Here is a 23,849-nt window from a genome sequence, read left to right as displayed (position 1 = left end):
GACCTAGTCAATAAATCGAGACCAGTATGGTGCCCCGTTATTCATTAGACGAAATCCTACACCGGCATCATCCGGAAAGATGTCCAGATCACCATCATTGTCCAGATCTTGGATTCGAATCCACGGAAACCATGGATAGTTACTACTGCCTGGATCATCGAGCACGCTTGTTGTTCGGTCTATAAACATTCGATCTCCTTCATTGCTTAATATTTGAATCCAGCTACCTTCGTAAAAGTTATTGTTACCTCCTCCGGTTCGATTGATTACAAGGTCTATTTTTCCATTTCCATTTAAGTCTTCCGCATCAATGTCCAATACGGTACCATAGCTATCTACCGGGTCAATTATCGTTCGTAAATCGGTTGAGTAGCTACCAGTAGAACTGCCCCAGTAGATCGTCGTTTTCGTGTTTTCAAACTCATGTCCACCGATCAACAGGTCAACAAACCCATCCTTATCCACATCGATGAGTTCAGCGGTGAATATATCCCCCGTACTCCGATCAAATCGATTATCCACTTTTTCAAAGTTGCCATTCCCATCGTTGACATAGAAAAACGGATCCCAACCACCTACAAAAACATCAATATCTCCATCATTGTCTATATCGGCACCTGCGCCACCGTGGTGAAATCCCGTTTGGTCAGCCAATTTTTTCCAGGAGAAAGATCCTGCACTTGTTTGCATAATCAGCTTAATTTGACTGCCGGGCCAGGGATCAGCATCATATCCATGGTCAAAAACCATTAAATCGTCCAGTCCATCCCCATTGAAATCACATTTAATGGATTTACGGGCATGTGTCGCAGGCGGCATGTTATCATTAAATGCTGACGTATTCACTGTGAAATTATTTTGTCCGTCATTAATGGCTAAAATGCTATTGACTTCACCATCAAGTAAATACTCTCCGGTAGCCATAAATACATCGGTATGGTTATCACCATTGGCATCAAGGTAAGCGATACCGAAGCGTAAATTACCCGTATTTTCTCCTGCAGGTATGTGATTGTAATCTATCCGAATATCAGTTTTCGCATTCGTGTAGGAGCTGCCGGCATTGGCATTGGTGCTTGCCGTTATCCCCAGGTCGACAATTGAAGGCGTACTGTCATCATCTTTTGAGCAAGAAGAAATGAGTAAAATGAATACAATGACCAAGGGCTTTTTACATGAGAACATAAGGTTGATTTTATGGTTAATACACATCGCACGAAATCCCACCAATCAATAAATATATTCAATTATGATAGATTGACTTGTTCAACAGGTAACGGGACGATAGTATGGCATAAAAAAAGCCGAACCTCTCGGCTCGGCTTCTTTAGGTTGGTAATTAGAAAATCTTATTTGTCTATCTCTACGGTCGTTTCCATCTCATCTCTGTTTTTCACATGCTCCTCCAGCCACTGATCCTGCTCCCAAAGCACATGCATGATGCTTTCTTTCGCACGATAGCCGTGACTTTCTTTGGGTAGCATAACTAGCCTAGCTGGACCTCCAAGTCCTTTCAAGGCATTGAAGTAACGCTCGCTCTGCATGGGGTAGGTGCCTGAGTTGTTGTCTGCTTCACCATGTACCAAAAGGAGTGGCGTTTTCATCTTGTCTGCATGCATGAATGGCGACATGGTATTGTAAACCTCCGGCGCTTCCCAATAGGAACGCTCCTCCCGTTGAAAACCAAAAGGAGTAAGCGTACGGTTATACGCACCACTTCGGGCAATGCCGGCCGCAAACAAATCAGAGTGGCTCAGCAGATTGGCAACCATAAAGGCACCATAAGAGTGACCACCTACACCTACACGGTTTCGGTCAATGTATCCCAGTGCATCGACTGCATCAATGGCTGCTTTTCCATTCGCCACCAGTTGTTTTCTGAATGAATCGTTTGGTTGCTCATCACCCTCTCCAATAATAGGGAAGGCTGCATCATCCAGCACTACATACCCTCTTGTCACCCAAAAAACCGGAGAACCGTAGTAAGGATAGATAAACTCATTCGGGTTGGTTGTGTTCTGCCCGGCGCTGGCTTTGTCTTTGTATTCGACAGGATAGGCCCACATAATCATCGGCATTTTTTCCTTTTTCTCCTTGTCATATCCAATAGGAAGGTAGAGTGTGCCTGTTAGCTCCACACCATCGTCACGTTTGTAGGTAATCACTTCTTTGTGAACATCCTGAATGCTTTTAAAAGGATTTTCAAATTGAGTGATCGGTCTTAGCGCTATCTTCTTTTTGATATTTCTGAGGTAATAATTAGGATACTCTGTAGGTGACTCAATGCGTACCAGCAGCTCTCCTTTGCTCATATCTATCGCATCTATCAAGTCTTCCACCTTGTCTGTGTATGCGGATTGATATAGTCTGGTGGTCTTACCGGATGCCAGATTCATTTGATCCACGAATGGAAACTGTCCTTCGTCAGTAAAACCATCTCCCATCAGGTAGACATTGCCATTGTTCATGGAAAGCACATACTGGTTCAGTTTGTTTTTTGATGTCACAAAATTGCCAGGATCACTGTAGGCATCCTGATAGTTTCTATCTACAATGATTTTGGGCTCTTTCGAATTGTCTGATGGATTGAAAACGTATGACTTGGTATTTCGATTGTCAAACCAATAATCATGTGCGATGGCCACTTCATCTGTTCCCCACTGGATGTAAGAAAGTCTGTTCTTCACTTTCAAAACTGATCGCTCATTTCCGGTAAACGGAGCTTCCAGCTCAAACACCTCATCGTGATATTCCATTTCAAGGGCCGGATCTCCACCATCCAAAGCTTTCGTCCAGACCATTGTAGCAGGCTTGTCTGCACGCCAGTTGAAGCTTCTTGGCTGATCTGTGGTTGCCATGAATCCTTTAGGTCGTACTTCATCCACCGATTGATCCAGGAGCATTTTCACCTGCTTACCGTTCTTGTCAAAAATGGCCGTTTCGGAAGCGAAGCGATAATATGGTACGAGGTAAGAAAATGGTCGCTTCACCTTGCTCACAAGTACATAGTTTCCATCAGGAGAAAAGGATATATCATCGTACATTCCCGAATCCATCCATTTACTCGTGGTACCATCCAGTGTTACTTTGTGAATTTCTGAGCGTGCCAGCTGCTCAAAATTCTTTTCGTCCACCGGATTTTTTAGCAAATCCTGGTAAGTCCTGTTTTGAGCTTTTGCGCCTGAACTCACCGTAACGGTAGGGCCTGTTGGTACGGCGGTTTCGGTATCAATCAGCGGTTCGCGATCGGCAGGAAGCATTTTTACTAAAAGAGCTTTACTATCGGCAAACCATTCAAGTGATCCCCCCATATTGGCATTAACTCCAGCATTTGTGAGTCTTTTTGCCTGACCTTTGGCTACATCCAACACCCACACTTCTACACCAGTGTCTGTTGTGTGAGTGAATGCCATCATGGATTCGTCGGGTGACCAGCTGAAGTAGGCAAGTCTTGGGTTTTGCGGTAAGCCACTTACCTGCCTGGCATCACTATCAAAAGCTTTCTTGACCTGGATGTTATTGTAAAAGGTAGTTCTGCTACCAATGTTGGTGACCGGGTTTATCCTTAGTCCACCAAGCCTCAATTCTTCCTCTGAAAGCTCTGCAATGGTTTTGTAAGCATCTCGATAGAGAAGTATTACATTCTCCCCTTTATTATCTATCCGCACGGATGGAGCAAGCGGTGCATCCACCAAATCTTTTATTTCCTTGGGAGGTTCCTGATAGCCAAGTCCACCTTGGGACAGGACGGTAAGGGAGAGGGTGATGAGTAAGAGAAAATTGAAAATTCGTTTCATGATCCAAGCTGTTTAGTTTTGATTGAGAGCATGAAGTTAAAAAATTATGGATTGGGTTTCCGACCGCTGGTGTAAAGTGAAATGGATCGCAATTTCAGAATTGCTTCAAAAAGCCCTAGTATGTTTGCTTTATGAAACTACTGTTAGTAGAAGATCAGGCTGAACTGGCACAGAGTGTTCGAAATTATTTTTCGAAAGAAGGAGACGTGTGCGAAGTAGCTGAATCTTTTTCAAAGGCTACAGATAAGCTTTATGCTTTTTCTTATGATGTGCTTTTGCTGGACCTGATGCTTCCGGATGGCGATGGTTTATCACTTTTGAAAGTGGTGAAAGAAAACTGGCCGGATATGGGTGTGGTGATCATTTCAGCCAAAAACGCACTAAATGATAAGCTACATGGCCTGGAACTTGGAGCAGATGATTACCTGCCAAAGCCTTTTCACCTTGCGGAACTCAATGCCAGAGCGAATGCTGTTTTCAGACGAAGAAAGCAGGATGGCAAGCGTTCATTGAGTTTCAATGAAATTGAGCTGAACCTGGACAACCATGAGGTGATAGTAAATGGGCAGACGCTGGAACTCACACGAAAAGAGTATGAATTGCTTCATTACTTTGTGGTGAATCAAAATCGACTTTTGACCAAGCAGGCTATTGCTGAGCACCTGTGGGGTGACTATATGGATACCATGGATTCTTTTGATTTTGTGTATCAGCATATCAAAAACCTAAGAAAGAAAATTGTGCAGGCCGGAGGTAAAGACTATCTGAAGACGGTATACGGAGCTGGGTATAAAATGAAGGATGAAGCATGAATCTAATAGTTCGCATAACGATCATTTTTGTACTGGTATCGCTGGTAGTGTTTCTTATTGGTGGGATTATTAGCTTCAACGTGATGCTTCGGGAAGTCAATTTTGAGCAGCGCAGATTTTTGATAGAGCGACTGGATGGAGTAGAAGAAAGACTGAAGAGAAGACCAGTAAAAGATTCTGTAACGTGGACAAAGCTGAGGATTGTGGCGCTGGAGGATTCCACCGAGGAGTCAACTCAATTTTCTGATACACTTGTGATGCATAATCAATTGGAGCGGATGGAGCCGCACCTTCGGGTGGATGCTATTCGCAATGTTGATGGCAAAAGCTACTTTATTAGCCTTTACGATATCATTATCGAACCTGATGATATCAAGGATGGGTTGGTAGAATCCTTAGTGACCATGTATTTGATATTGCTCGGTGCTGTATTGATTATTGGTTTTCTTGCCTCCTATTTCATTCTGCGACCATTCAATAACACTCTGACCGTGATCAAAAGCTTTTCTCTTACTAAACCTGATCAACAGCTGGAATTTCCTAAGTCAACGGTGGCAGAGTTTAAGCGTCTCAATCATTTCCTCACTGAAATGACCAACAAAGTGAAGTCCGATTATCAATCTTTAAAAGAGTTTTCAGAGAATGCGTCTCACGAAATTCAAACACCGATAGCCATTGTGCAAAGTAAGCTGGAGGTGTTGATGGATGGTGATAATCTTACAGAAGAACAACTGGAGCAGATCAGCTTTACTCAGGCCACCATAAAGCGCCTTAGCCACCTGAGTAATGCACTTTCGCTGCTTACTAAAATAGAAAATCGTGAGTTTGCCAATGTATCTGAAATCAATTTATCAGAAGCGATAGAGAATATGTTGGAGGAGTTTAAGGAACTAATTGATCTTAAGTCTATTTCAAAAACGGTGGCGATAGAGAAAGGAGTGACGATCCAAGCTGATCGGGTTTTGGTGGAGATGTTGCTGACCAACCTGATCAACAATGCAATCCGACATAATGTGGAGGGAGGTATGATCGATATCTTTCTCAAAGACTCAGAGCTTAAGATCAGCAATTCGGGTCCTGCGCTATCCATACCTGTGGACGAACTATTTCTCAGGTTTAAGAAATCCAACCAAAGTGCTAAATCACTGGGATTGGGATTGGCTATCGTAAAGAAAATCTGTGATTTCTACGATTATGAGATCAGGTATGAAAATGTAGAAGACCGACATACCATCCAAATTAAATTTTAACCGCAAATACAAAGTTTTTTAAAACTTCAGATTTGCTTCAAATTTCACTCAAACATGCTTCAAAGAGTGGTGTTTGTTTTGTATTATGAAAGGAAAAGGACTACTATTAATTATCTATCTTTTGGCACTTCTAGCAGGTGCATATGGTCAGGCGCCAAAAGACATGGCTGCACCGGATTATACAGTGAAGGGACGGCTAATTCAGGCGGGCACCTCAGATCCCGTAGAGTTTGCCACTGTTAGCATCTTTAATGAAGCAGATTCAACGCTCGTCACCGGCGGATTATCCGATGTACAGGGCGTATTTAATGTCCCTGTGAAACCGGGCGAATATTACATCCGAATCCAGTTTATGGGATTTGAAGATGTGATAATCTCAGAGGTGAAGATATCTAAGGAAACCCCGATCTATGATGCAGGAAGCGTTCAGGTGCGTGAAAATGAAACCTTGCTGGAAGAAGTAGTGGTTCAAGGCGAACGCACACAGATGGAGCTAACCTTAGACAAAAAGGTATTCAACATTGGCAAGGATCTCAGCAACCTGGGTGGTAGCGCCACAGATATTTTGGATAACCTCCCTTCCGTGCAGGTAGATGTAGAAGGTAACGTCAGCCTGAGGGGTAGCGAAAATGTACGTATTCTTATCGATGGTAAACCATCAGGATTGGTAGGACTTAGCAGCAATGATGCGCTTCGACAGCTCAATGGAAACCTGGTGGAAAGTGTGGAGGTAATCACCAACCCTTCTGCCAGATATGACGCTGAAGGACTAGCCGGTATCATCAACATAATTTTGAAAAAAGATCAAAACAAGGGGTTGAATGGTAGCTTCCAGGTGAATACCGGAATTCCAGATAATCACGGTGGATCTGTTAACCTAAACCTGAGAAGAAACTGGATCAATTTCTTCACGAATGTGGGAGTGAATTATCGCAGATATAATGGCAATGGATATTCAGAGCAGGACTTCTTCAATGCGAGCGCAACATCACCCTCCTTTACTGAGCGTGACCGAACGCACGACAGAGGAGGAATCAGCTACTCAACTCGTTTTGGATCGGACATTTACCTGAACGATCAGAACACACTTACCCTGTCGTTTTTATACAGATATTCAGATGAGGAAAATAAGACCAGCTTAATCTATCGAGATTTCTATCAGCCCTCAGGCTTGGACTCACTTACACTTCGAAATGACAATGAGGGCGAGGGTGATGAAAACCTGGAGTACTCGCTGAATTATACCAGAAATTTCCTTCGTAAGGGACAGAAGCTCACGTTTGATTTTCAATATCAAAACAATAATGAACAGGAGAGTAGCGACCTGGTTCAAAGTGAAGGTACAACCTTCAATAATCAGGTTCCATTCCTCTATCAGCGAGCGGTCAACGATGAAATTGAAGAACGATTTATGATCCAGTCAGACTACATCCATCCGTTTGCAAAAGATGGAAGATTGGAGCTGGGAACCCGCTATACGGACAGACTGGTAGGCAATGACTATGTGGTGACTGAGCGAAATGAAGACGGAGAATATGAAGTGGATACAAATTTCACGAATGAGTTTGAATACGATGAGGACGTGTTTGCCGTCTATGGAATCGTGAGCAATAAGTTCAATAAAATATCCTGGCAGCTTGGCTTGCGATATGAGCTCACAAAGCTTGTGACCAACCAGAAGACCGACAATCAGCGCAATGAACAGAATTACGGAAACTTCTTCCCGAGTGCTTTTTTGACATATCAGCTGACAGAAATTCAGGCAATTCAGGCAAGCTATAGCCGAAGAATCAGCAGACCCAGAGGTAGAAGATTGAATCCGTTTAGCTCTATATCCGATAACAGAAATTACTATCTGGGCAATCCTAACCTACAGCCGGAATTTACTGATTCTTACGAGCTAGGGTATTTGCTGAACCTTGAAAAATCCTCATTCTATGGAGGTGTATACTATCGGTACACGGAGGGAGTGGAGCAGCGTCTACGAACCACCGATTCGGAGGGAATCACCTATACACGTCCATACAATGTATCTATTGAGCGTTCGTATGGTATGGAATTCAATATTTCACAGGACTTTGCAGACTGGTACCGTGTGAGCGGAAACATGAACTTCTTCAGGTCTTACGTTCCAGGGGGATCGGTTTCGTTTGGGGATGAGGTGTTGAATTACGATGAAGCCACAGCTACCTCACTCTCCTCACGGGTGAGCAACAATTTTAAGTTGAAGAAATTATTCGATGCTCAAATCAATGTGAATTATCGAGCTCCACGAAATACAGTTCAGGGTAAGACATTGTCTATCACATCGGTGGATGTGGGACTATCAAGGGATGTATTTAAAAACAAAGGCACCCTGGCTTTTAATGTTCGGGATCTTTTCAACACACGAAAACACAGAAGTGAGACTTTCAATGAAAACTCATTTCAGTACAGCGAATTTCAATGGCGATCTACCACAGCTACGCTCTCCTTTACCTATCGGCTGAATCAAAAGAAACAGCGCAACCGCGATGGGGAAAATAGAGAAGAGGGAGACTTTGATGGTGGAGAGTTCTAAAAGGTAAACTTTGAGTAAGTTGGTGATAGACCCTCCTTAGCTGCGAAGCGGGGAGGGTTTCTTTTTTGCCCACACTCTAAAACGTCATTCCGGCCCTGCCTGCGGTAGGCAGGCCTGTGTCGGAATCTTTACCCTTTTGTTTGGGACAAACAGACGCTAGCGCTGGTATATGAGGATTCTATTAAACTATCCCAAATATCCCCTTGAGGGGATTATAGGGGTGTTTTTTGGTTAATCAAACTGTATCTGATGCGATGCTAGCTCCTTGCTGCCTTTGGTATAATACTTCAATTGGATGATCGGTTTGTTTGCTATCCACATGATCATCATCGCTGCAAAGTTTTGCTGGTGAATAACCTTTCCCACTCGATATTCATTCTGGTCCGGCTTGGGAGGATAGGCAGCATTCAGGCTGCTGGACGTAAACTCATAAAGCGGGAAAGGATGCCCCGGTAAATCATATTTTGATACTTCGGATATATGCCGATCACCCGTCAGTAAAACTGTGGGAGCCTGTGCAGTTTTCAGTACTTCAAAAAGTTTGGTCCGGGCTTGTGGGAAGTTGCTCCACTTTTCCCAGACATGTGCTGATGGAATGACCTGAATACCCGAGGCAATGAGAAAAAGATCGATACCTTCTTCTGTGAGCTGCTCTTCAAGCCACTTCCATTGTGCCTCGCCCAGGATATCCCCGGTAGGATTAACCATCGATGCTTTCGCTGGGGTATTATAGTTGCTCCACTTGAGAGAGTCCCGGAAGTAGCGCACATCCAGCAGGATCACCTTGAGGTTTCCCGACTCGCTTTTGTAGGTGTACGATTGATAGACGCCCTCCCTCTTTCTGGCCGGATGGTTTTTATCCACATCCAGAAAAGTGAAAAGCTCCTCCTTGCTCTCTGCCTTCATTGGGTATTCCTTGCCGGCATCATTGGCGCCATAGTCGTGATCATCCCATGTGCCGATCACCTCCGTGCGGGAGAGCAGCTGCTGGTAGTCGGGGTGGGATTTTTGCAGGGCATACATGGACTTCATCACGGACATGTCCTCCGTATCTGCATAGATATTGTCTCCCAGCCAGATCCACAGGTCGGGGTTGGTGGCGTTTACCTCAGCCCACAGCTGATTGTCCTGCCAGTCCTGCTTGCTGCACGACCCGAAAGCGATCCGGTTGATTGCCTTGCTGACGGTCACATCCGCCTGCTGAGCAGAAAGCATGAAAGGAAACAGGATGGTGAGGTAGATGATCTTTTTCATACCTGAAAATTACAAATCCCTCATTAATCCATTGTTGAGAGCGTATGAAAAGGGTGTTAAGGTGGGATGCAATGCTATTGGTTTGGAAAATCCTTGTTGGATGCGAGGAGGAGAGGTGAGTAGAAAACAGATACGCTATGCTCGAAGCGTCATTCCGGCCTTGAGCCGGAATCTTCATTACTTCAGTTAGCACAAGCGGACGCTTGCGCTAGTAGAGGGCGAGGGGAGTAGAAAACAGATACGCTATGCTCGAAGCGTCATTCCGGCCTTGAGCCGGAATCCTCATTATTTCAGTTAGTACAAGCGGACGCTTGCGCTAGTGAGAGAGTAGAAAACAGATACGCTATGCTCGAAGCGTCATTCCGGCCTTGAGCCGGAATCTTCATTATTTCAGTTAGCACAAGCGGACGCTTGCGCTAGTGAGGTATTTTTCATCTGTTTCACCTTTCGCACCTACCTATTTTATGAAAAGTTTTGTATCCTAGCCGTTATGTTAAACCTACAAAACATAACACTATGGAAAACAGAGTACACATTGAGATTGCAGATGCGGACATGACGGCCATCCAGGATGCCATCGCCGTGCTACACACCAAACTATCACCTATCCTGAAGACGCTGGACAACCAGGAGCGGCGCGAGCTGCCCAAGATGGGGGACAGCACGGAACCGTTTGTGGAAAAGACGATCGACTATGCCAAGACCAACCCGCAGTTTTTGCCGCCCTACGTGCAGGTGGGCGATATGGAGGTGGACTTTGGCAGTGTGCAGTCGCTCAATAGTGTGGTGCGGCCCCTGCGCCAGCTCATGGACGGGCTGGAAGACACCATCATGCTGGCGGGCAGTGAGGCGTATGTGGCGGCACTCAGCTACTACAACAGCGTGAAGATGGGGCAGAAGATGAACATGCCCGGCGCAGAGGCAATCTACACGGACCTGAGGAAGCGCTTTGAAGGGCAGGGCAGACGGCCAGGCGTGCCACAGAATGGTCAGGAAGAATAGCCTGATAAGCAAGCCGGCTGGTCTTTTAGGGGAGCCGGTTTGTTTTTGATATGAACTCACTCCCCTCCGAACCGAACCGGTTCATCTTTTATACGAACTCACTCCCCTCTGAACTGACCCAGTTCATCTTTTATATGACCCGGTTCATATCCGAACCGAACTGACTTCCCTCTGATACGAACTCACTTCCCTTTTATATGAACTCACTTCCCTCTGAACCGAACTAGTTCATATCTGAGGTGGGAGGGGGTACTTCGGAGGTGGGGGGTGTTAGCCTACTAATCACTTTCCAATTTAATTCGCTCAGAATTGGATAGTTGTAAGTGTTCAGCAACTCTAGATGATGTTGGAAATAGCAACACCAAATAAAAGATGATTAGAAGAAAAGTGATAAAGTTCACTGATGTATTAGTGAGCAAACAAGTAATAACTGAGAGTAGAGCAACAGCTTCGAGTAGAGCAATTCTAATAATGTGAGCTGATTGAAAAGTCATCAATTTGTTTTTCAGTTCTACGCCTGGTGCTATTCCGTCCTGAATCTTATTGTTAAAAAGTTTAATAGATGCAGGAAGAGCAATCAAAGCTGATATTATTGGTACATAAATCAACAGGTTCTCTGAATCTGTTAATGTGGAACTAGCATTAATTAAAACAAAGACCAGGCCTCCGAATAAAAGCGCACCGGTTAGAATCGCGAAATGAATTACTCTAATGGCATTGATTGGTCCGGAAGTCTTAGGAGTTTGTGATTCTTTTTGCATTGTATTTATTGATCTACTATTCAAATATACCTTAAAGCGGGTTTGATAGTATTAGTACTTTTTCTGTCTTAGTGAGTTGGCGTCAACCACCGTAAGTGTCCGCTTACTAGTCCTCGTTTGCAACGAGGATTCTTAAAACCTTAAGTTTTTAACTTATCAATTCAACCTCAACTATCCCCTTAACACCTGCATAATCTTTTGCTGAGCTGAATATATAATGTTCCGGCTCCTCTACGATCATAGCGTTCACCGGATTCTGGTGGATATAGTTAAGCCTACCATCAGTCATGTGACTTTCCAATTCAATAGCATGATTATCATCTTTCCAGAATTTATACTTTTTAATCCTGTTTAGATTCCTACCTGCATATTCAAATTGATTGAGCATCCATTCTCTGCGGCTTTCCGGTTCAGACTCAATCATTTTAATGATCTGTTTGGCTGTAAACTTTTTAAAATCTCTGATAATGTCAGATAGTTTGTGGCCTTCCTTTGCTCTTGCGATAAGATGGATATGGTTGCTCATGATGCACCATGCAAACACGGTTAGTCCTTTTTCTTTGATACAGTAGTTCAGAGAATCAGCAATTTCCAGCTTGTATTCTCTTCGTGTGAAAACATCAATCCAGCCTACCACTGTAAATGTCAAAAAATAGATTGCATTTTGATCGGATATAAAGTAACGGTCGCCGGACATGTTGCAATTATAAAGGGTGCATTGCAAATGCTTGTGGTTTAGGCATCCTCGTTACAAACGAGGACGAGAAGAGAACATTTTCGTTCGCTAGAAATTTCAAGGCATGAAAAGTTTAAGCGTTTGAATAAAGAAGACCATCTTTCATACACTCTTGTATGTATGAGAAAACGGCTTGTAAAGATTCGTGGGTTAAGCGTGGGTAATTGTCCAGAATTTGTTGCTCAGTCCATCCTTGGGCAAGCAAACCGATGATGTGTTCAACGGAAACTCTTGTTCCCTTGACGGTGGGTTTACCCAGCAACACATTGTTATCCGATATCACATGCTCTCGCCATTCCATAATGGTAAAGTTACGAAGAATTAGCAGGAAAGTTGATCAGTGGGTGTGATCCACATAGTAATATACCTCCCAGTGTTTATGATTTACATTTTAAATATAGACCAGAAGAACCTTACACCAGCTCAGTCACATTATCCAGATTGCCCTCATACTTTTCCACTTCCACACCAAACTTTTGCAAGAAGTCAATCCCCTCATCGGATGGTATGCCTTTGTACTCGGCGTAAGACTTCAGGTAGATCACCTTTTTGATTTTGGTGGTATAGATGATACGCGCACAGGCGATGCATGGCGAAAGAGTAACGTAAAGTGTAGATCCTTCCACATCGGTTTTGTTTTTCACTGCGTAAAGGATAGCATTTTGCTCAGCGTGAAGTGCCAGTGAGCAGCTGCCTTTGGAGTCCCTGGGGCAGCCTTCTTCGGGCCATTCTATGTCGCAATTGTGCGTGCCGGCAGGGGGGCCATTGTATCCGATGGAAATGATGCGTGTGTCCTTGGTGAGTACCGCACCTACATGTCGTTTGATGCAGTGCGAACGCTTGGCCAGGTTTACTGCCAGCTCCATAAATATATCGTCAAACTCCGGTCGCTCCATGTGGCTAAATTAATCCGCACCAAGTGAAATCTAACCAATTAGATAATTGAGTTGTCCGATACCGCCGGAGATTCGTATTATTGTCGTTGACTAAAACCCTAAAATATGCGCAAACTATTACTTACCCTCACTGTACTTACTCTCACATTCGTCACAGCTCAGGAAGCCGAGCAGGAAATGAGCTTCGAGGAATACAACCCTACATCCACCTTAGTTGTGCCGGAAAATCCGGTGACACGGGCAAAATTTCCATTCGTTGATATACATAGTCATCAGTGGAACCTGACCAAGGAAGGCATAGCCAAACTCGTGAAAGAAATGGAAGAGCTAAACATGGGAGCAATGGTAAATCTCAGTGGCAGAGGTTTTAATCGGGAGACGCGTGATATCGGGACGCAAGAGTACCTGGCCGGCATGGTGAGAAGGGTAGAAGGGGAAGCACCCAATAAGATCATCATTTTCACGAATGTTTCTTTTAAGGATATTGGTCAGCCCGGCTGGACGGAGAATGCGGTGAAAGAACTGGAGGAAGACGTGACAGCAGGAGCCAGGGGATTAAAGATTTATAAAAGTCTGGGGTTAAGTTATACTGATACGGATGGCAATCGAGTAGCAATCGATGATCCACGGATTGATCCGGTGTGGGCGAAGTGTGGTGAGCTTGGGATTCCGGTATTGATACACTCAGCGGACCCGGCTTCCTTTTGGGACCCGATGGATTCGGACAATGAGCGGTGGCTGGAATTGAAATTGCGTCCGGGAAGAAAAAGGGGGGATGATGATCCTGCACCATTTGATCAGATCATAGCCGAGCAGCACAATGTTTTCAAAAAACACCCAAACACCACCTTTGTAAATGCACACATGGGCTGGATGGCCAATGATTTAGCAAAGGCAGGAAAACACCTGGATACTTATCCGAATGTGTACTTTGGGATCGGGGCGGTCATTGCCGAGTTTGGTCGTCAGCCCAAGCAGGCCAATGCTTTTTTTGAGAAGTATCAGGATCGACTTCTCTTTGGAAAGGATGCCTACAATCCGGAAGAGTTCTATACGTACTTCAGGGTGCTGGAAACGGAAGACGAATACTTCCCATACTACAAAAAGTACCACGCCTTTTGGAAGATGTACGGGCTGGGCTTATCCGATGAGGTGCTGAAAAAGATCTATTACAAGAATGCCTGCAAGATTATTCCGGGATTGGAAGTGAGTCAGTTTGAATAAAAAATGCACACCATATAGGTGTGCATTTTTTACTCCACTATTTCTTAGGTTTAAGATAAAAGTTTGGATCAATGAGTCCGTAATCAGGATTGTCACTCAACATCTGGTGCAAATACCTCACATGCCCTGATCCATAAATAACCAACACCCGATCTTCTTTTTCAGTTTGATCCAGAATATTTCGATAAATGAATAGGTTGCGTTTATACCATTCAGCAATCATTTCGACACCTATATTGTTGAAATCAAAAGACCTCATAAAATAGGGGAGACCATCTATTTCAGTAGTCTGCTCCTGATATTTGAACATGATTCCTTCTTCATCTCTCACACCAATTGCAAGATTATTGTAGTAATCATGATTAGCCATGATTTCTTCCCAAGTATTTATTTGTGATAGATTTTCTAGAATAGATTGGCTTTGAAAGTTTGTTGCTCTTTGAGCGATATACTTAGCTCGTTTGGCTTGATTGGTATTGTATAATTCGTAATCTAGAGTGTCTGCAATGTAGTCTACGTAATCACCTAGCCAAACCCCGGGGTAATCAATGGCTATAGGGGTCGATAGGTTTAGCTGTTTTGCTAATCTGAACCCAAGCTGATATGCTTCATTTCTTCCTCTCGGTATTTCATTTAACGAAATTTGATCCTTGCTGTACAAATCAAACAAACTATCTAAGATTGGCTGTTTTTGAGGCTGAAATTCTACAAGAATTTTTGTAGGCTGAAATTCCTTTAGTCGAGATACAACCTGTTTGATTTCTGCTTGTCGTTTTTCGGAATAATAATCATCAACTTCCATGTTATGAGTGTCTAAGCCTGGGTTGTTAAAGTGATATACACCCAGTAGCATCACTTCTTTTTCAAATGTTTTGATTTCTTTTGATTCGGAAGAGCATCCAGATAAGATAAATAGAGTCAGTACTAAAAATGATAGATTTTTCATTGTAAGGTTTTTAAGATGAGTAATAATTCTGATACAAGATGAGCATTGCCATATACTGAGTACTCAAGTATAGACAATGGTCCAAAATGTGATAAAATGTTATTTAACAGAGATGCAATTAATAGTTCCTTGGTCAAATACATCTGTACGAAAGATCTCTTCACCGTTTTTCCATACCACACCATAGGAACTAGATTCTAAGCTGATTTCACCTGCAGCATATAAATTCCCATCGTGGAATTGTATTTCATTTATGGAACCATCGATTCCTGATTCAGCGTAGAAAGTGGCCTCTTCATTTTTCCATATCGCAGGACGATTGTTGAGACTGCCACCTATATAAATATCTCCGTCTTTCACAGCTATACTTTGTGGGATAGCCTTGGTTGATCCATCTGTCAAGTTTGTTTTTACTGTATTTTTCCAATACCGAGCATGACTCAAACCACCGCCGATGTATTCATATCCGCAAACGTAAAAATCATCTCCATCAACAAAAACATCTGTAACCCATGTGTATTCATCATTATTCAGGATCAGCTCACTCCCATTTTTCCAAATAGCTGGTCTAAACTCTTCACTAATTTTTTTCAATCCCCCAACGTAGATGTCTTCATTTTTTATAAAGATGGAATGGGCTCTTGAGGCATCATCGGATAGAAGTTCCAACTCTTCAGATTCATTCCATCTAAAGACTTTCCCATTTCCGACAGCCGCATAAACGTCATTTCCTTTAATTGCTATCTCTTTTACTTCATTGTAGCCATTTCCAAGAATGATTTCTTCAGAGTTTTTCCAGAGTAGGGTATTTTGCTCCAATTTTAGCCCCCCGCTGAATACATCACCATTCAGGACTCGGATGCTATTAACCCAGGAATAATAACCCTCATCATTTCCTGTTGTAGTCAAATAATTGATTTTGCCATTTTTCCAATAGACAGCTTCAAATTCCATTGCAGAACCTCCGACGAAAATGGTGACCTCAACGTTGACTTCACATGTAGCAGTGATACCATCTACGTTTGCTGTAATTGTTGTGCTACCGCTGTTAAGGGCTAGTATATCCCCGTCTTCATCAATAGTAGCTACATCAGGATTGCTGCTTTCCCATGTGATATCAAGATCGCCGATATCTGTCGTTACTTTTACAGAATCCCTGTCGGTCACTTCAAGGTTGATCAGGGTTTTGTTTAGCTCTATTGCCTGAATACCGGGTTCGCTATCTTGATCATTGTTACATGCCAGCATTAGCATAGCTAGCAATAAGAAATAGTTTTTTATTGATCTTGCCATTTTTTTTGAGCAATAATATTGACCGTAAACTGGCTGGGATGCCGGGAGATAAATGAGTATGTAAAGAATAATTATTTCATACTCTTTTTTACTTCAAAGCAATAATGAAATGTGTGGTTCAGGTTTTTTAAACTTACTGATCTAGTAAAAATATTTGGCCGATATGGTTTTTTAGGGATTCTAATGCTCTTTAAACTGACGCTTCTTAATCATGCCTCCCTTCAGGTCTTTCACGCTGTTCATCACGATGAAGGCTTGAGTGTCAATGTTTTGGACTTTGTTTTGAAGACTGGCAATCTCCAATCTAGTGATTACTGTGTAAAGAATTTCTGTATCCTTTAGGTCCTCTCGGGGACCATACCCGCTGGTCCCGTTGTAGATTGTGACACCACGTCCCATCTGCTCAGTGATCATTACACGAATGGCTTCACTCCGGTGAGAAATAATGATTACTCCTATATACTCTTCCACTCCTTCAATCACAAAATCAATGGTCTTTGATGCAGCCAGATAGGTAAGGATCGAATACAAGGCAATCTCGATGGATAGGAGGTAAGCGGCGGTTGAGAAGATCAGAATATTGAAGACAAGAATCAAATCGCCGATGGTTAGTCCTGTCAACCTTCCCAGGTAGATAGCAAGAACTTCCGTGCCATCCAGCACGCCCCCACCACGCACAGAAAGCCCAATCCCTGCTCCGAGAAAGAACCCACCAAATACAGCGACCAGGAGTTTATCCGATGTGATCGTTGGGTACTCAATGAACATAAGGGCAAGCGCTAAGCCAATGATGGCCAGAATACTCTTGAAAACGAATGACTTTCCGATCTGGAAATACCCCAGCACAATAAAGGGGATGTTGATGATTACAATGAGAATGGGAAGAGGGTAGCCGGTCACCGCTCTGGTCAATAGTGAAATGCCGGTCACTCCACCGTCAATGAAATCATTGGGTAGCAGGAATCCCTTCAGTCCAAAACCAGCAGATAAAATACCAAGAATGAGGAACAGGAACTCTTTGATCCATCTGCTCACTCGCTCCTTCACCTCAATAGATTGTCGGGCAATCGTGATATCACTGATTGCTTCCCCACGACTACCGAGCAGATTCTTGAGTGATTTTAAAAACTTAAATAATGGCCTGGACTTGTTCACTACTGACTTTTACGATAGTACTCCATTGCCTTTGGCATATTGGCATTCAAATCTGAAATGCGTGTTTCATGAGAGGGGTGAGTGGAAACAAACTCAGGAGGAGCTTCACCACCACTATTGGCAGACATTCGCTCCCAAAACTTCGGAGCTTCCTGTGGGTTGTACCCTGCCATGGCCATGAAGTAGAGCCCCAGCTTATCTGCTTCTGACTCATGTTTTCTTGAAAAGGCGAGAATGCCGAGTGATGTGGCTGCACCAGCGCCTTGCATTATTATTTCTGATGGTATGGTAGGTCCACTGCCCCCTGTAAGCAGGATACTCACAGCAGATAGCCCAAATTGTGCAGCGTATTGCTGGCTGATTCGCTCGCGACCATGATTGGCAATAGCGTGCGCAATCTCATGTCCCATCACCACGGCCACTCCAAGTTCATCCTTACAGATCGGCATGATACCGGTGTAGAAAGCTACCTTTCCTCCGGGCATACACCAGGCATTCACGATGCTGTCCTCAATTAAATTAAACTCCCATTCGTACTTATCCAGGTAGGAGGCCTGTCCCTGATCAGCAAAATATTGCTCTACAGCCCGTTGAATACGAATACCTACGCGCTTGACAGTTCGTGCATCGTCCGTTCCTGTTACGATTTTGCTTTCCTTCTTTACCTGCTCATATTGCTGGTAGCTCATCGGGAAAATTTTGTCGTTGCTAATCAGCGAAAGTTGGGAGCGATCACTCATGGGCACGCTGGAGCATTGGAAAAGAAATATGGCCAGTAGGATGGATGAAAAGGAAACAATTTTTCGCATTGTGTTGATTTTTACGGAAGTTAATTTAACCCTATGCCTTCAAAGATAGGAAGGAGAATTTTTAAATTTCTTCCTGATGATGCACGAATGTCATGCCAAATTCTTGGTATGTTAATACTCTTCCTATTATGGTTTGATTAATCAGTTTATTTTTATTCCATGAAGAAGGTTAATTGGCTCGATCACATTGCAAATCTTTTGGTCGTAATTCTCGGCATCACTATCGCATTTTACCTGGAAGGATACAAAGAAGAGGCTAATAATAGGCAGCAGGAAAAGGAGTATTTGCAAAGCCTTATTGAGGATTTGGAGACAGATATTGAAGCGTTGGACACACTTGGGTATGTAAATAAAAGGATAGCCAATGCGCTTATCAAGATTTCCAATGCTACATCCGGGGCTCCATATCCGAAAGATTCATTGACAGGTTTTATGTTTGGAATTCAATACAATCCACCTTTCGCTCCCCAGCGGACGGCCTATGAATCCATGAAATCCTCGGGCAAGCTGGACTTGATTTCAGATTTTGAGCTGAGAAATGAGGTGGTGGAATTGTACGAGCAGTATTATTGGGGCACATCAGAATTTGATGTTTCATTGCTGAATCACATCAACGGTTTTGTGAAGCCATATTTCATGGAGAATATCGTGTTTACGGGTAGGAGTTCAATGGATGAAGCCTTCCTGTCTTCCAGCGAATTCAGAAATATTATTTACTCCTATCGTTATTTATTCCTTGCGAAAGTCGATTTTTATGAAAGAGTTCGTGGAGAGGTTGAAAGCACTCTCGATCTGTTGCGGGCTTACGAAGAGAAGCTCTAAAAATACCAAACCAACCTCTAAACATTTCGGTATCCCACCTTTTCAAGTGGAAGATTCATTTGAGTGGAGTATGCTTCAATTTCCTTTCTGATCAGATCTTTGTTTGCTCCCTCATACGCGATTGAATGTGAAAAATCATATTCCTTAGTCATGATTGTCAGTCGCTCAGGTTTAAGTTGGATTAGCTTGATTTCTTCAATTGAAATCGTTTTAGGTTTGCTGAATGTACCCCTGTGTAGCGTTATACTTGCATTGCCTAAAAGGATTCTGGGAATGAAGTTCGATTTTGGTTTCATGAAATAAAGCACATTCATGATTAGTGTTAGCGAGAAAAACATCATAAAAAGCCCAAACCAAAATGAAAATCCTGCTTCGTTTCTTGCGAGGTGGATTATCCCCTGTAGCATGAATGTTCCTGCCATTAGCAGGAACAGATACTTTTGCCTCTTTGGTTGCTCTATATATAACGTTTTCATTACGCCCAAAGTAGAAATCAATTCCGGCTATGCAATTAACCGTTTTTAGAAAAAGCTTCCAATACTTCTTCTTTATAAGATCTGGATAATGGACATTTATCATTGCCCACGATCACAAACTGTCCATTTATTGCGTCAATTCTCTGGATATTAACCACATAAGATCGATGAATTCTTAGAAGGTTGAGGTTTTCATTTTCTTTCAGAAATTTTTCAAGTGATTTTCTAAGTACATACTTCTTTTTAATTGTGATAAGCTCCAGGTAATTGTTGTCGGATTTGATGTAAAGTATTTCCTCCGCATTGAGTTTTACACTAAGCCCCCCATCTTTCACTACAATGGATTTTGGCTTTATGGATTGCTTACTCTTGATCAATTCAATCGTGACATGAAGGTCATCTTTGGTAAACGGCTTTAGCAAGTAGGCAGAAGGAGATGTCTTAGAAACTCTGCGAATAGTGATTGGGTCAGAGTAGGAGGTGAGGTACACATATGGGATTTGATAATTATTTTGAATTTCCATAGCAAGATCAACCCCGTCCTTTTTATCGTTTAGATTTATGTCCAGAATTGCCAGATCAATCTTGCCTTTATCAAGGTAGCTGATAGCCTGATTATAGTTTTTGGCAATGCCAACTATTGAGTAATCCAACTCTTCCAACATCTCTTTGATCATTTCTGCAATGAGCAATTCATCATCTACAATAAGGATATTTAATCGTTTCGTCATTTAGGTATTCTTATTTCAAATGAACATGTTTCGTGAGTGTATGATAACCGTGCGTCAATCTGGTTGAGCAGGATATTAATTAGCTTAAATCCAAAACCAGTTGAAGCAGTAAAATCGAAATCTTTTGGAAATCCATTACCTGTATCACCGTATTGTAACTCAAACTCATTTCCTTGGTCTCTCATCCGAACAAATATTCTTCCCTTATTTTCTGGACTAAATGCGTATTTAAATGAGTTGGTAAGCAGCTCATTTATAATTAGCCCAAGGAAAACGGACATCTTCATATCTATTTTTATTTCTCCGGTATCAACATCCAATGCAATGTCTTTTAGGTCGAGCATGCCTTCTACTGCCATAAATAATTCCCGAATGAAAAAATCAAAATCGACATGGGTTGCATCGTCTACATCATATAGTTTTTGATGCACAAGCGCTATTGATTGAATCTGTGTCTGGCACTCGTCAAGGATGAGTTTAACATCTGGATCATTGGTCGATCTGGAACGGAGATAAAGCAGGCTCTTCAGGAAGGTGAGATTGTTTTTGACTCTATGATGTACCTCCTGCATCAGGATTTCTTTTTCAGCCAGTTGTTGGGTTACCTCGTTCTTCTCAATTCTTAATTCCTCAGTCCGTTGATCTACCAACTCTTGCAATTTCTTTTGCTCTGCCAGGGCTCTATTTTCTCTGTAGTAGAAAAAACCACTTGCAGCACTTGCGAGAAGCGCAATGAAGCCCCAATGTGCCAAGCTGGTTTGATACCAGTAGGGCTTGATTTCAAAATTGAATTGTAGCTGTTCGCTGCGTTTACCATCTCCTTCGGCATAAACGGAGAGTTCATACTTGCCATAGGTGAGGTCATTGAATGGGATGGTGTTTGATACTGCCTGATTCCAATTGGCTTCCCTGCGGCCCCTACTTAATTGATAGAATAGTTTCGAAGAACCACCCCAGAAGATGTTGTTAAAGGCAAACCTTAGAGAAGATTGCTGGTCAAATCTTAAGTCTGACATTGATAATACTTCAGTGGAGTCATTGACTACAACTCTATTGAAGCTTAATTTTGGAGGTAACTTTTTGTTGATGAAAGTACTATCGCACGTGACCAATCCCTCCCGATTGGCAATAAATATTTGACCCTTATCATTTTGATAAATGGAAGTATTATCAACCATATATAAGCCTTGATCCCGGTCATATATTTTTAGTTCTAAATCATCCTTATTCTTTTTAATAGAGATTATTCCGTTACTACTTACCCCCAGAAAATTGTCTTTATCTATTTCAATGAAGTCTGTAATTGGATTGTTTTTAAAAATGGGATCTGTTTTTTGTGAAAATGATCCATCCGATTTCATTCGTTGAATTTCGTTACTCATGAAGAACCAAAAATCACCGGATGAATCTTTGTAGATATGAGAAACTTGATCTGAATTAGGAGATTCCGGTAACGCTATTTTTCGGTAACGACCATTTTGAATTTGAACAATGCCATTTCTTCTGGTTGTCACGAAGATTTCACCATCTCGGGTCTTCTTCATGGCTACAAATACATAGTCCTTCCATTCTTCTGAATCTGAAAAATTGTAATAGTGATCATTATGTAGGTATAGTAAAAGATTGCTATCAGTTACTGTCCAGATTCCTCCTAAATCATCATATTCAAGGTGGAACATTGAATTGTCATTATAGCTGTTGTTATCCAACTCATAATAGGTGTACTCCATGTCATTCAGATGAATGATCCCCATGTCGTAACTGCCCATCCAAACCCCATCATCTCTGATGAAGCCATCGAGGCAATGAGCATGGAGTAAGAATTCTGAATCGGGAATATTCCTGTATACAATGAATTTTTCAGAAGTTTCCTTTGTGAGCAGGTTTCCATTCCTAAAATGCCACAAGCTACCATCCTTATCCATTTCTGTTTCACTGATTTTATCAATGAAGGGATTGTCTGGTTTTTTGTAAAACAAATTCTCATCTATTCTTGATAACCCATTCAATAAGTCAGCAACCCACACATTTTCATTGCTGTCAATAAAAAGATCATAGGCATTTCTGTCGCTCAATCCATTTTCACTCGAGAATCTATGGTATTGACCATCGGGTTTAACTAAAAAGACACCTCTACCATAATCTGAAAACCAAACTCCTTTTGCATTCTTTTCTAAGGTGTATACATAATTGGTCTTAAGATTAAACTTCATCGTAAACAATGAGTCATTTCTGTATTTCAATAGGGGGGCGGCAAAGTTGCCAATCCATAATTCTCCATTATGTTCGAGAAAAGCCCTTGAATTATTGTATTCACCAAACTCCTTATAAGCAAAGAGGCTATCGTTTTTAATAAAACCAACACCGTGGCGTGGGAAAGCTAGCCACAGTTTCTCATCACTCGTACGAATGGCATCAGCGATCATACTATGAGGCAATCCCTCCTCATAATGTAAAATGAAATCCTCCTTTACGATGAATAGACCATTGTAATTTGTGGAAATGAAGAAATCTCCATTTTTGTCTTCTCTGAATGGTTGCAGATGCACTCCTCCGAAAATCTGTTTTTCCGGTAGGTAAAGCTCACCTTCATACATGTATCCCACCTGCTCATCGGTTGCTACCCACATTTTACCATCCTTATCATAGTAGAGGCTTTTTGATTGACTAAATGAGAAATATGGATGGTCTTCATAAACAGTTATTTCAGAACCATTAAATATTAGGAGGCCACTATAAGAGGTTAGATATATGCGTCCATCTTTATCTTCAGCTATGGAACTGATTGCTTTATTAGGTAGCCCATGTGGCTTGTCTAGATATTTAATATTTTGACTGGCATTGTCTTTAAAAATCAAACCATTGGGAACGGACTCTCTTTTTGCCCAGTTTAACTCATAGGGCACATATTTTAATTTTTCTAGTGTATCAGGAATTACCTTGGATATAAACTCAAGCCTTGCTGTATTATACACTTCCTGAGCTATGAATGCTTTCTCTTTAGACACTATAGTGTCAATAACTGCAACTCGTTTGTTGATAATGGCCTTTGTCCCCTTAACAATCGGTAGCGGCTTCCATTGTCCCGGGAGTTGGCCTATGAGCATTGCTGCCTTTAAGACTAAAAGGAGTACGAGTAAATGTTTCAAACTAAGGTTTTTGGCTAAGGTCTGGTCAACCTGACTGCACCAAATAAATGAAGATCGACCGATCTTCAAATAAGTTCAGCAAGTTTTTCGATTAATTCTTTTATTGTCATTTAGTTGTCATATAACCCTATCTCGCAAGATGTCATTCACATACAAAATCTTGCTATTCACAACAT

20 protein-coding genes are annotated in these 23,849 nt (G+C 42.2%); 6 read left to right on the top strand and 14 right to left on the bottom strand.

All coding sequences use genetic code 11. The features are described from left to right. Nucleotides 1–3: 3 nt before the first annotated feature. Nucleotides 4–1,185, bottom strand: a complete 1,182-nt coding sequence (locus ACEQZT_RS01555; protein WP_370086548.1) for an FG-GAP repeat domain-containing protein — start codon at nt 1,183–1,185, stop codon at nt 4–6. Between the two features lie 164 nt (nt 1,186–1,349). Next, nucleotides 1,350–3,797 (bottom strand): prolyl oligopeptidase family serine peptidase, encoded by a 2,448-nt coding sequence (locus ACEQZT_RS01550; protein WP_370086546.1) that lies wholly within the window; start codon nt 3,795–3,797, stop codon nt 1,350–1,352. A 131-nt stretch (nt 3,798–3,928) separates the two neighbouring features. Between ACEQZT_RS01550 and ACEQZT_RS01545 the strand changes: the two genes are divergently transcribed. The 3 genes from ACEQZT_RS01545 (at nt 3,929) to ACEQZT_RS01535 (ending at nt 8,419) form a co-directional block, all read left to right on the top strand. Further along, nucleotides 3,929–4,609 (top strand): response regulator transcription factor, encoded by a 681-nt coding sequence (locus ACEQZT_RS01545; RefSeq protein WP_370086544.1) that lies wholly within the window; start codon nt 3,929–3,931, stop codon nt 4,607–4,609. Next, nucleotides 4,606–5,859, top strand: a complete 1,254-nt coding sequence (locus tag ACEQZT_RS01540; RefSeq protein WP_370086542.1) for a sensor histidine kinase — start codon at nt 4,606–4,608, stop codon at nt 5,857–5,859. Before ACEQZT_RS01545 ends, ACEQZT_RS01540 begins: the two co-directional genes overlap by 4 nt. 85 nt (nt 5,860–5,944) lie before the next feature. After that, nucleotides 5,945–8,419, top strand: a complete 2,475-nt coding sequence (locus tag ACEQZT_RS01535; protein WP_370086540.1) for a TonB-dependent receptor domain-containing protein — start codon at nt 5,945–5,947, stop codon at nt 8,417–8,419. A 231-nt stretch (nt 8,420–8,650) separates the two neighbouring features. Here the strand turns inward: ACEQZT_RS01535 and ACEQZT_RS01530 are convergent, their stop codons facing one another. Then, the gene (locus ACEQZT_RS01530; protein ID WP_370086538.1) at nt 8,651–9,673 is read right to left on the bottom strand and encodes an alkaline phosphatase D family protein; all 1,023 of its coding nucleotides are present in this window, start codon (nt 9,671–9,673) and stop codon (nt 8,651–8,653) included. A gap of 516 nt (nt 9,674–10,189) precedes the next feature. On the opposite strand from ACEQZT_RS01530, the gene ACEQZT_RS01525 reads away from it, so the two are divergent. Further along, a complete protein-coding gene (locus ACEQZT_RS01525; protein ID WP_370086536.1) occupies nt 10,190–10,675 on the top strand; it encodes a hypothetical protein in 486 nt (161 codons plus the stop codon). A gap of 278 nt (nt 10,676–10,953) precedes the next feature. On the opposite strand, the gene ACEQZT_RS01520 is transcribed toward ACEQZT_RS01525, so the two are convergent. The 4 genes from ACEQZT_RS01520 to ACEQZT_RS01505 all read right to left on the bottom strand — a co-directional run bounded on the left by ACEQZT_RS01520 (nt 10,954) and on the right by ACEQZT_RS01505 (nt 13,068). Further along, entirely contained in the window at nt 10,954–11,436 is a 483-nt protein-coding gene (locus ACEQZT_RS01520) for a hypothetical protein (protein WP_370086535.1), read from the bottom strand. A gap of 148 nt (nt 11,437–11,584) precedes the next feature. Continuing rightward, nucleotides 11,585–12,133, bottom strand: a complete 549-nt coding sequence (locus ACEQZT_RS01515) for a transposase (protein ID WP_370086533.1) — start codon at nt 12,131–12,133, stop codon at nt 11,585–11,587. A 112-nt stretch (nt 12,134–12,245) separates the two neighbouring features. Then, the gene (locus ACEQZT_RS01510) at nt 12,246–12,473 is read right to left on the bottom strand and encodes a DUF433 domain-containing protein (RefSeq protein WP_370086531.1); all 228 of its coding nucleotides are present in this window, start codon (nt 12,471–12,473) and stop codon (nt 12,246–12,248) included. Between the two features lie 112 nt (nt 12,474–12,585). Further along, the gene (locus tag ACEQZT_RS01505; protein WP_370086530.1) at nt 12,586–13,068 is read right to left on the bottom strand and encodes a cytidine/deoxycytidylate deaminase family protein; all 483 of its coding nucleotides are present in this window, start codon (nt 13,066–13,068) and stop codon (nt 12,586–12,588) included. Between the two features lie 105 nt (nt 13,069–13,173). Between ACEQZT_RS01505 and ACEQZT_RS01500 the strand changes: the two genes are divergently transcribed. After that, complete coding sequence (locus ACEQZT_RS01500; RefSeq protein ID WP_370086528.1) at nt 13,174–14,292, top strand: amidohydrolase family protein; 1,119 nt, start codon at nt 13,174–13,176, stop codon at nt 14,290–14,292. A 37-nt stretch (nt 14,293–14,329) separates the two neighbouring features. On the opposite strand, the gene ACEQZT_RS01495 is transcribed toward ACEQZT_RS01500, so the two are convergent. From ACEQZT_RS01495 to ACEQZT_RS01480, 4 genes are all read right to left on the bottom strand, one after another. Beyond that, complete coding sequence (locus ACEQZT_RS01495; protein WP_370086526.1) at nt 14,330–15,238, bottom strand: DUF5694 domain-containing protein; 909 nt, start codon at nt 15,236–15,238, stop codon at nt 14,330–14,332. 99 nt (nt 15,239–15,337) lie between these two features. Continuing rightward, nucleotides 15,338–16,531 (bottom strand): Ig-like domain-containing protein, encoded by a 1,194-nt coding sequence (locus ACEQZT_RS01490; protein ID WP_370086524.1) that lies wholly within the window; start codon nt 16,529–16,531, stop codon nt 15,338–15,340. A gap of 180 nt (nt 16,532–16,711) precedes the next feature. Continuing rightward, the gene (locus ACEQZT_RS01485) at nt 16,712–17,686 is read right to left on the bottom strand and encodes a YitT family protein (protein WP_370086522.1); all 975 of its coding nucleotides are present in this window, start codon (nt 17,684–17,686) and stop codon (nt 16,712–16,714) included. Further along, nucleotides 17,686–18,495, bottom strand: coding sequence for a M48 family metallopeptidase (locus ACEQZT_RS01480; protein ID WP_370086520.1), 810 nt, complete (start codon nt 18,493–18,495; stop codon nt 17,686–17,688). The genes ACEQZT_RS01485 and ACEQZT_RS01480 overlap by 1 nt, the downstream gene beginning before the upstream one ends. A gap of 159 nt (nt 18,496–18,654) precedes the next feature. On the opposite strand from ACEQZT_RS01480, the gene ACEQZT_RS01475 reads away from it, so the two are divergent. Next, the gene (locus tag ACEQZT_RS01475; protein ID WP_370086518.1) at nt 18,655–19,317 is read left to right on the top strand and encodes a DUF6090 family protein; all 663 of its coding nucleotides are present in this window, start codon (nt 18,655–18,657) and stop codon (nt 19,315–19,317) included. 17 nt (nt 19,318–19,334) lie between these two features. On the opposite strand, the gene ACEQZT_RS01470 is transcribed toward ACEQZT_RS01475, so the two are convergent. From ACEQZT_RS01470 to ACEQZT_RS01460, 3 genes are read right to left on the bottom strand one after another with little or no spacing between them, the layout of a single operon-like run. Further along, entirely contained in the window at nt 19,335–19,793 is a 459-nt protein-coding gene (locus ACEQZT_RS01470; RefSeq protein ID WP_370086516.1) for a hypothetical protein, read from the bottom strand. A 35-nt stretch (nt 19,794–19,828) separates the two neighbouring features. Further along, the gene (locus tag ACEQZT_RS01465; protein WP_370086514.1) at nt 19,829–20,524 is read right to left on the bottom strand and encodes a LytR/AlgR family response regulator transcription factor; all 696 of its coding nucleotides are present in this window, start codon (nt 20,522–20,524) and stop codon (nt 19,829–19,831) included. After that, the gene (locus ACEQZT_RS01460; RefSeq protein WP_370086512.1) at nt 20,521–23,673 is read right to left on the bottom strand and encodes a histidine kinase dimerization/phosphoacceptor domain -containing protein; all 3,153 of its coding nucleotides are present in this window, start codon (nt 23,671–23,673) and stop codon (nt 20,521–20,523) included. The genes ACEQZT_RS01465 and ACEQZT_RS01460 overlap by 4 nt, the downstream gene beginning before the upstream one ends. Nucleotides 23,674–23,849: the final 176 nt, after the last annotated feature.

The sequence above is a fragment of the Ekhidna sp. genome (genome assembly GCF_964218185.1).
Lineage (GTDB): Bacteria > Bacteroidota > Bacteroidia > Cytophagales > Cyclobacteriaceae > Ekhidna.
This window is presented reverse-complemented; position numbering and strand designations above follow the sequence as displayed.

Coding starts and splice junctions, on each gene's coding strand:
- ACEQZT_RS01555 (WP_370086548.1), bottom strand. CDS start 1,185: ATGTTCTCATGTAAAAAGCCCTTGGTCATTGTATTCATTTTACTCATT.
- ACEQZT_RS01550 (WP_370086546.1), bottom strand. CDS start 3,797: ATGAAACGAATTTTCAATTTTCTCTTACTCATCACCCTCTCCCTTACC.
- ACEQZT_RS01545 (WP_370086544.1), top strand. CDS start 3,929: ATGAAACTACTGTTAGTAGAAGATCAGGCTGAACTGGCACAGAGTGTT.
- ACEQZT_RS01540 (WP_370086542.1), top strand. CDS start 4,606: ATGAATCTAATAGTTCGCATAACGATCATTTTTGTACTGGTATCGCTG.
- ACEQZT_RS01535 (WP_370086540.1), top strand. CDS start 5,945: ATGAAAGGAAAAGGACTACTATTAATTATCTATCTTTTGGCACTTCTA.
- ACEQZT_RS01530 (WP_370086538.1), bottom strand. CDS start 9,673: ATGAAAAAGATCATCTACCTCACCATCCTGTTTCCTTTCATGCTTTCT.
- ACEQZT_RS01525 (WP_370086536.1), top strand. CDS start 10,190: ATGGAAAACAGAGTACACATTGAGATTGCAGATGCGGACATGACGGCC.
- ACEQZT_RS01520 (WP_370086535.1), bottom strand. CDS start 11,436: ATGCAAAAAGAATCACAAACTCCTAAGACTTCCGGACCAATCAATGCC.
- ACEQZT_RS01515 (WP_370086533.1), bottom strand. CDS start 12,133: ATGTCCGGCGACCGTTACTTTATATCCGATCAAAATGCAATCTATTTT.
- ACEQZT_RS01510 (WP_370086531.1), bottom strand. CDS start 12,473: ATGGAATGGCGAGAGCATGTGATATCGGATAACAATGTGTTGCTGGGT.
- ACEQZT_RS01505 (WP_370086530.1), bottom strand. CDS start 13,068: ATGGAGCGACCGGAGTTTGACGATATATTTATGGAGCTGGCAGTAAAC.
- ACEQZT_RS01500 (WP_370086528.1), top strand. CDS start 13,174: ATGCGCAAACTATTACTTACCCTCACTGTACTTACTCTCACATTCGTC.
- ACEQZT_RS01495 (WP_370086526.1), bottom strand. CDS start 15,238: ATGAAAAATCTATCATTTTTAGTACTGACTCTATTTATCTTATCTGGA.
- ACEQZT_RS01490 (WP_370086524.1), bottom strand. CDS start 16,531: ATGGCAAGATCAATAAAAAACTATTTCTTATTGCTAGCTATGCTAATG.
- ACEQZT_RS01480 (WP_370086520.1), bottom strand. CDS start 18,495: ATGCGAAAAATTGTTTCCTTTTCATCCATCCTACTGGCCATATTTCTT.
- ACEQZT_RS01475 (WP_370086518.1), top strand. CDS start 18,655: ATGAAGAAGGTTAATTGGCTCGATCACATTGCAAATCTTTTGGTCGTA.
- ACEQZT_RS01470 (WP_370086516.1), bottom strand. CDS start 19,793: ATGAAAACGTTATATATAGAGCAACCAAAGAGGCAAAAGTATCTGTTC.
- ACEQZT_RS01465 (WP_370086514.1), bottom strand. CDS start 20,524: ATGACGAAACGATTAAATATCCTTATTGTAGATGATGAATTGCTCATT.